Annotated in this window: 6 protein-coding genes; all 6 read right to left on the bottom strand. The window is 64.5% G+C overall.

What is annotated here, in order from left to right; all coding sequences use genetic code 11:
• Positions 1–2,728, bottom strand: a 2,728-nt coding sequence (locus tag VFG33_RS41115) for a hypothetical protein (protein WP_325058472.1), incomplete at its 3' end; no start/stop codon positions are given.
• Between the two features lie 380 nt (positions 2,729–3,108).
• Complete coding sequence (locus VFG33_RS41110; RefSeq protein ID WP_325058471.1) at positions 3,109–4,278, bottom strand: mandelate racemase/muconate lactonizing enzyme family protein; 1,170 nt, start codon at positions 4,276–4,278, stop codon at positions 3,109–3,111.
• Between the two features lie 4 nt (positions 4,279–4,282).
• Positions 4,283–5,203 (bottom strand): NAD-dependent epimerase/dehydratase family protein, encoded by a 921-nt coding sequence (locus VFG33_RS41105; RefSeq protein ID WP_325058470.1) that lies wholly within the window; start codon positions 5,201–5,203, stop codon positions 4,283–4,285.
• Positions 5,204–5,213: 10 nt separating this feature from the next.
• Positions 5,214–6,773, bottom strand: coding sequence for an extracellular solute-binding protein (locus VFG33_RS41100; RefSeq protein ID WP_325058469.1), 1,560 nt, complete (start codon positions 6,771–6,773; stop codon positions 5,214–5,216).
• A 61-nt stretch (positions 6,774–6,834) separates the two neighbouring features.
• Positions 6,835–7,767, bottom strand: a complete 933-nt coding sequence (locus VFG33_RS41095) for a carbohydrate ABC transporter permease (RefSeq protein WP_325058468.1) — start codon at positions 7,765–7,767, stop codon at positions 6,835–6,837.
• Positions 7,768–7,794: 27 nt separating this feature from the next.
• The coding region (locus VFG33_RS41090) for an ABC transporter permease subunit (RefSeq protein ID WP_325058467.1) at positions 7,795–8,465 on the bottom strand (671 nt) is incomplete at its 5' end.

Here is an 8,465-nt window from a genome sequence, read left to right as displayed (position 1 = left end):
TCGTCGTGGTGTTGGGAGCCGGGTTGCGGTCCAGGATTTCCTCGAAGTGGCAACCCAGTTGGATGATCCGGCCCCGTCCGAGCGGTCGCATCCCGGCGGCAACAGCGCCGTCCTCCCACAGCAGCAGGTCGCGCGCGTCGGCGGCGGCCCGCTTGAGAGACAACCCGCTGCCCTGCACTGTGGACAGCCACCCGTGATCGGTGAACACCCGCTGACCCGGGGCAGCCTTCAAACCATGGGTCAGCTCCGGTATGTAGGACTCCTGCCCGGGTTGGGCGAGGGAGGAGGTATAGGAGTCGATGCTCAGGACGTCGTAGCCGGTGAGGCGGCCGATGGGCCAGGAGTTGACCTGCGTGGTGGTGTGGCGACCGGTCTGTACGAAACTGATGAAGGTGCCGCCATTGCGGATCCAGGTCTCGATGTGACTGACCAGAGCCTCGTCCATGATCGAGGTGTTCGAGTCGACAATCACCTTGTACTGATCGACTGTGCCGTCGGCAAAGTCCACCTCGGTGACCCCGTCACGGGGACACACCGACAGCATCGGTGATGCAATGTTTCGCCCGTAGTAGCCACCCGGGAGCCAGGTGTTGGGGTCCGCGACCCACGGCCACGAGCCGTGGCCGTTGATTCGCAGGCCGTAGAGGACCGCGACCTCAGCGGTGGGCACGTGGTACTTGCCGATGCTCTCGTACATGGCCCGGTTGCCCTGGAAGAGCTGCAGGACATCGGGCCTGTACATCAGATCTGTCTGGTTCGCGAAGTAGTGGATCCCGTTGAGACCCTCGGAGATCCACCGACCCAGGCTCTGTTTGAAAGCCGCGCCAGTGGCTGGCCCGTTACCAGGTTCCGCAGTAGCGGGGCGGCCAGCACTACGCGACAGTAGCGGGTGGTACTCGGCCCAGAAGCCGGCGGCGTAGCCGGTGTTGTGGAAAGTTCCGCCGTACTGCGCACTGATCGGCTTGATCAGGTCGGCGTACGTGTCCGGAGACATCAAGTTGATCGGTCGGTTGGGATCTTCCTGGCGGATCATCTCGACGCCACGACGAACCGCGTCCGATCGGGTCCAACGGCTCCAGTCCTGAAAATCGATCCACTGGGCATTACGCTGGGCGCCAAGGCTCGGATACTGCACCGGCGCATCGCCGGACAGGTAACAGCGATAACCCATGTAACCGTTCGGCAGGGTCAGCGCGATCAGGTTCGACCCCGCCTGCAACAGACCCGAAACCTCGACAGCACCACAATGCTGGGCAAGCGTCGGTGGCACGCCCCCGGTCTGGTGCCCGTTGATGGTGACCGGCAGAGGTACCTTGTTGACGCTGTTCAGATCAAAGACATAGAGCCATGCTCGTGGGTGCGCGGCCAGCCAACCGGCGGACACGTCGATGACGCGCCGGGCGTCGAGGGCCTGCTTGGGCAGGAACTCGACCCGGTCGCTACCCGGCATGATCAAAGTGCCCCAGCCACTGTCATCGAAGCCCGGCTGGTCCCACCCCGCCGGGCTCCCCACCGTTCCCGGCGCCAGGACCCGCCAACTGCCAGCGACATCGATGGCATCGGGCCCCCAGCCCAGGAACGAGGCAACCTCTGGAACATGGACATCGTCCCAGGACCTGACGCCAGCGGGATCGCCGTACCAGGCCCGCCCCAGCGCACCCAACGACACATACCGGTCCTTCAGAAAGGTGCGGTACGTCTTGTCACACACGTCGCCGAACTCGGCCAGCAGAACCGAGGCCGGTCCGCCGCTGATCTCCGAGTGCGGCTCGAGCCAGCCCACGACATTCGGGGACGGCGCGAACGCCCGAACCGTCTCCTGCAACACGCCCAGCTCGGCGTCCAAGCCGGTGGTAGCACTGAGAGACGTCAAGCCGACCGCGTTGTTGTACGACGCGGCGCCCCCCACGAACCCGGAGTACTGCGGCATCTTCTGCATCGTCTGATCCCGATAGCGGTTGCTCAGCCACAGGCCACCGAATGCCTGGGTATTCAGATGCACGGGAATGCCGCGGGCGGCGCACTCGTCAACCACCCAGGCCCAGTCCGGCATCCGAGCCAGGCCCTCGCTCGTACCGTACTGCTGCTCGTTGTCCCACACGGTGATGCCCAACCCGTTGTCCTGGGCGAAGTCGAAATCCTGGCTGTAGTCATAGACCTGGCTCCGATCCCACCCCGGCGGCAGCTGAAACGGCACGAAGTACAGCAGCAGTCCGTACTTGTCGAACCGGTCCAGATACAGCGGGACCGCCGCCTGCGCTACGAAATCCGCCGCCGTGGCCTGACGCGGGATCGCGCGCTTGGCCAGCGCGTTGAACGACTGCTGGTCGTCCGCGGCGAGAATCACCACCGAGTCCCTGGCGGTCAGGGCCGCGACGACACCGGCCGAGGTCTTATAGGCCGGGATTCGCAGGCCGCCTACGGTCAGCGTTGTTGAGGTCACGCCCGGCAGGAGTATCAGGTCGGAGAGGTACTTGGCGTGCGCCAGTCGCGCCAGATCGGTCGTCTGGCACTGGATCTGTAGCAGGGAACTGTGATTGCCCAGCGGTGTGAAGTCGGCTTGCAACGATCCGAACCCGCGCAGCGCCTTCGGCGGGACGTGCACCGGATTCAACGAGCTCGCTGGCGCGGCCTGCGCACTGCTGCCCAGCAGCGACGACCCGGTCCCCGCGACAGCCAAGCCGGCCGCGGCGCCGGCTAACAACGATCGGCGTGATAACTCCGCCATTCTATTTTCCTTCCGGGTGGTGTGCGTTTGCGACTATGGGTAGGTGGTGGGGTCGTAGTAGCGGTCGCCGATTCCGTGCCGAGGTAGTCGGTTCTTGACGCCCGCCGCCGAAACAGGCGGAAAGCCCCTTCCCTCCTATGCGCCGGACCAGGGCGGACTGTCCTTTTCGAACAATGCGGTGATGATCGCCGGCGGGCAGCGCTCGGCGGCGCGCCGGCGACCAGGTGTCGGTGCGACTAACGATCGGACCGCGAGCCCGCAGGATGTGCGTAACGCTCGGGTCGCTGTCGGGTACTAGCGGAACCTGGTGCGGCGGCGCCAGTCATGTTTGTGGGATCGGTGGATCGCTGCGTGGTTCGCTGACGCTTCGCGTATAACGGTTAGTTGAAGAAGTCTTTATCCTGCTCGGGAAGATATTTCGTGGCTTCTTCGACGTTGAAGTCGATGCCGAGCCCAGGGGTATCCCAGACGTCTATGAAGCCGTCTTTGACGATGGGGTCGGGAAGTCCGGTGATGATGTCGTACCACCAGCTCGGGCGTCCGACCGGGTACTCAAAGGCAATGTAGTTGTCAGGGAGCGTGGCGCAGACCTGAACGAGCGCGGCGAGGCCGATGAGGCCGTCGAGTGTGCCGTGGGGGGCCATCAGGACGCCGTGCAGGTCCGCGAGCTCCGCGACCCACTTCAACTCGGCCAGGCCACCGACGTCGAGAGGGTCCGGGCCGATGACCCGTACAGCGTTCGTGGAGAGCAGCTCAACGAAGTTCTGGCGGAGGTAGATCTGCTCGCCGGTGTGGGTTGGTGTCGTGGTGGACGCGGTCAGCTCGCGGTAGTGCTGCGGGTTGACATAGGGGGTGTAGTCGCCGGTGAGAAGGTCTTCGAGCCAGAGGAGATTTAGCGGCTCGACGGCTCGGGCGAACTTGATGGCATCGGGCAGGGTCCAGCCCGGGCCGCAGTCCACGGCCAGGCCGATGTCGTCGCCGAGCAGCTCCTTGGTCCGCTCGATCCGGCTAACTGTGTCCTTCAGTGCCCAGTCACTGAGGGGGCCGCGGGTGGTGTAGGCGAATCCGTCGCGCGGTTGGGAGTAGGTGAAGCCGGGGACCTTGCTCATGCCGCCGTGGAAAGCCGCACCCGACTTCATCATGGTGAATCCCTCGGGCCCCGCTTTCAGTCCGGCGACATGCTCGGCTTCGGTGTCTCCGTAGCGCTGGCCGCCGTTGTAGACCCGGACGCGATCGCGCACCTTGCCGCCGAGCAGTCGGTGGATCGGCAGGCCGGCGGCCTTCCCGGCCAGGTCCCACAGCGCTACTTCGACGCTGCTCACTGCCTTTCCCCAAGGCTTGAACGCACCGAGTCGGCGAATCTTGAGCATCGTCCGTTCGACCTGGGTCGGGTCCTCGCCCACGAGGTATGGCGCCAGCACGTCGAACACGGGCCGGACGAATTGCCGGGTTGCCTCGACCGCGCCGTATCCGCTGAGTCCCTCGTCGGTGGCCAGACGAACCACCAGGTTGTCGCCGAGTAACGCAGTCTTGACATCAGTGATCTTCAACCGTCTACCTCTCGATGGCGGGGGTGGGAGCATCGGTGCCGCCGGCTCCCGCGGCGGCGGTCCGCCACGTGCGCTGCGGAACGAACCCCAAGATCTCGCGGGCCCGGTTCATGGCCCAGGGACTGTCGGTGCCTTCGATGCGACCGCGGATCTCGGTGTCTGGGTGATGCCGGGCCAGGAGCTCCATCGTTGGGACGGTGGAGAGAGTGTCGGCTGCGCAGATGTTGAGTGCGTGGAAGCCCGTGGGCACCTCGAGGGCGAGTTCGCAGGCCCGGGCAGCGTCGGTCACCTCGGTGTATGACCAGAGGTCCTTGGAATGAGGTGGTTCGGGGTGGGCGGCGAGGCGGGCCGCGGCGGTGCGAACCTCGTCAAGTTCGGCAAGCCAATGAAAGCGCAGCGCGACAACGCTCATGTCGAAGGCGTCGGCAAAGGATCTGCCGGTTATCTCGTCCACGACCTTGGACAGGCTGTAGGACCCTTGCGGCAGCAAGGGGTGATCCTCGTCGACGGGCGCGTAGTGAGGCGAGAAGGGGCGCCGGGTGAAGGTCATGCCGTACGCGCAGACGCTCGATGCGATGACAGCGTGCTCGATACCGGCGTCGGCGGCGGCGGCCAGGACGTTGTACGCCGCTGAGGTGTTGACCGAGAACTGCGCTTCGTCTGAGTAGCCGCTGTACTTGGCCAGGTGCACGACCCCGTCGCAGCCGGCAACCGCCTGCCGGACCGCTGCGGGATCGGTGAGGTCGGCGACGATGTAGGACACGCCCGGACGACCGCCGTCACCCGGCGCGACACGGTCAACTGCGACCACGTCGACGCCGGACTCGGCCAGCCGGGCAGTGACCACGGAACCAAGCTTCCCCGCGGCGCCGGTCACCAGGACCCGCTGCGGTGATCGGGAGCGTTGTTCGGCTGTCGATGCCATTCGTGTCACCTCAGCGTGGGATCTGCGCGTAGAGCTCGTTGGCCGCCTTCTCCAAATTCGCGCCACCCCTGGAATTCCATTGACTCACGAAGCCGTCGAACGAGGAGACGGGCGCAGCTCCGGTGATGATCTGGGCGAACGTCTTGATCTTCAGCTGTTGCAGGTCGGCCATGTACTGGCCTGATCCCGGCACAGTCATCGCGTTCTGGAAGAGGTCCGCGCGCCCGTACTTGCCGTACGTCTCCAGGAGCTTCCGCGTCGCGGCCTTCGGCAGATTGAGCTCCATCGAGATGTCCCAGTTGGGCGCGCCGAAGAATGGTGCCCCGTAAGGGTTGAAGCCCTCGGCCTGGCGGGCGGCCGGATCGGTGTACTTACCAATCCACTCCCAGTCTCCGTTGATGCCCTTGGCCGGGTCTGCCACCTTGTACATGGTGCCCTCCTCGCCGACGGAGAGCTTGGTGGCCAGGGCGTTGTCGCTCCAGATGGAGTCCCACATGTGCAGGACGTCTTTAACCTTTCCAAGATCCTTCACCGCGTCCGGGGAGAACGCGACCGGCCAGCCGGCGGTGCCGAACGACCACGAAGCGCGCCCGCCAGGACCCTCCGGCGGTTTGGCGAAGGCGATCTTTCCCTCCGGGTTGCTCTGCCGCACGGCGTACAGGCGGCTGGACGGGTCCTTCGGGTCGATGTCGATGGCGCCGCCGTAGTCCCACATGCCGACCTTTCCGGCGAGGAACTTCTGGACCGGGTTGACGCCCATGCATTCGGGGTCGATGTAACCCTTCTGGTACCACGATGCGAGCAGCTCCAGGGCCTGTTTGGTCTCCGGGAGGGTCGAGGCGTTCACCACCTTCCCACCGGCGAGCTGCCATTGCATCGGCATTACGCCGTGGGCGCCGAAGATGGTCAGGAACGCGGCGTAGAAGGACTGGGCGCCGCTGGTCATGCCGTAAACGCCGATCTTCTTCAACGCCGCGAACGCGCTCTCGTACTCGTCGAGGGTTTCCGGGATCCCGCTCACCCCGGCCTTCTCCAGCAGATCGGTGCGCCACTCCGTGAACGAGCTCAACCCCGCGCCGACACCGCCGATCCCCGGGAAGCCGTAGTTCTTACCGTTGAACAGCGTGGTGGCCCACGCGATCGGCACATTCTTGTCGATCCCGGCCGCGTACTTGGGTGCGTACTCTCGGACGAGGTCGTTGGAGATCTCGCCGAACGCGCCCTGGGGTGCGAACTTCTGCAACATGTCCGGACCGTTGATCGCCATCACGTCCGGGATGTGACCCTGAGAAAGGAACGACGTGAACTTCGTCGCGTAGTCAGCTTGAGTGACCGCGTACATCGTCTTGAAGGTCACGCCGAAGGTGCTCTGCATCAGCTTGAGCGAGTACGGATCCTTGCCCATCATGCAGGGCGAATAGTAGTAGTCGATCGCTGCGCTGTTGGTACCGGTGGCCTTGCTCTTGCTGCTGCAGGCCGCGGTGCCAAGGAGTGCGGCGCCGGCAACTCCAGCGGCTCCGACGCGCAGGAATCCGCGTCGACTCATTGCGGTGGAAACGGGGTCGTTCATTGGTCGGCTTCTTTCACGGGAATGGTTCTGGACGGGATGGTTTTGGACGGGGTGTGGTTTTCTAGCCCTTCACGGAGCCAAGCAGGATGCCTTGGGCGAAGTATTTCTGCAGGAATGGGTAGAGGGCGATGATCGGCAACGTCGCGATCATGACCGCGGCAGCGCCCAGCGATTGGCCGGAGGGCGGTTGCTGGAGCGTCGTGTCGATTCCGGTGAGGAGGGGGTCCTGCTGGGTGACGACGGTGTTGCGGATGAACATCTGCAGCACCTGTTTGTTCGGGTCGTTGATATACAGGAGCGCGTCGAACCACGCGTTCCAGTTGGCCAATGCGGTCCAGAGGCCGATGACGGCGAGAACCGGTTTTGACAAGGGCAGGACGATGCGGAACAGGATGCGCATTTCTGAGGCACCGTCAACGCGTGCGGCCTCGGTGAGTTCGGCGGGGATGGCCTGGAAGAAGTTGCGCATCAGGATGACATTCATGGCGCCGACGGCGCCGGGCAGGATGAGTGACCAGCGCGAGTCAAGGAGACCGATGTTCTTGACCAGCAGGAAAAGCGGGATGAAGCCACCGGAGAACAGCAGCGACAGGAGGAGCAGGAAGTTGATGCTGCGGCGGTGCGGGAATGTCCTCTGCGCGAGCGGGTAGGCCATCATCGCGGTCAGCACGAGGGAGATGGCGGTGCCAGCGACGGTACGCAGGATGGTGTTGCCGTAGGCGCGCACGATGCCGGAGGAGTGCAGAACGGCCTGCCAGGCGGCGAACGTGGGGTGCCGGGGCAGGATGTGCAGGCCGGCCTGCTGGGTCTCGGCGGTACTGGACAGGGAGATGGTGAGTTCGTACAGGAACGGGTACAAGGTGGCGAGGGCCAAGGCGGTCAGGACCACAACTATGCCTACGTCCACCGCCCATTGCCCGGGTGTGCGGACGGTGCGGCGGCGGGGCCTGTCACCGGTGCCGGCGGGGCTGGTCTGGGTGGCGCCGGGAGCCACCGTAGGTGCGAGCATGGGTGGGATTCCTTACCAGAGGCCTTGATCGGAGTCGAGGCGGCGCACGACGCGGTTGCCGATGGTGACCAGGATCAACCCGATGACGGATTGGAAGACCGCGGCGGCCATGCCCCGGGAATAGTCGAACGACAAGACGTGACGTAGGACGTAGGTATCCAGGATGTCGGCCGTGTCCTGAGTGATGGGGGTCATGAGGTTGTAGATCTGATCGAACCCGACGGTGAGGAAGTGGGCGATCTGCAGGAGAAACATAATGGAGATGGTCGGGGCGATGCCGGGCAGACTCACATGCCGGATGCGCTGCAAGCGTGATGCACCGTCGACGCGGGCAGCGTCATAGAGCTGCGTGTCGACGCCGGCCAGGGCGGCGATATAGATGATGGCGCCCCAGCCGATGCCGGCCCAGATCGCCGAGAGGGTGTAGATCAGATAGAACTTGTCGGGCTGGTATATCCAGGATTGGGCGGGCAGCCCGAAGAGACTCAAGAGCGCGTTGACGCCGCCGAGTTGGCCGAGGAACTGGAAGAGAATCCCGGACAGGACAACCCAGGAGATGAAGTGCGGGAGATAGGAGATGGTCTGCACGAGGCGGACGAACCACTTGAATCGGCACTCGTTAAGGATGATCGCCAAGATGATGGGCGCCGGGAACAGCACGACGATGCTTAACGAAGCGAAGA

This window comes from Kribbella sp., assembly GCF_035687465.1.
Taxonomy (GTDB): domain Bacteria; phylum Actinomycetota; class Actinomycetes; order Propionibacteriales; family Kribbellaceae; genus Kribbella.
This window is presented reverse-complemented; position numbering and strand designations above follow the sequence as displayed.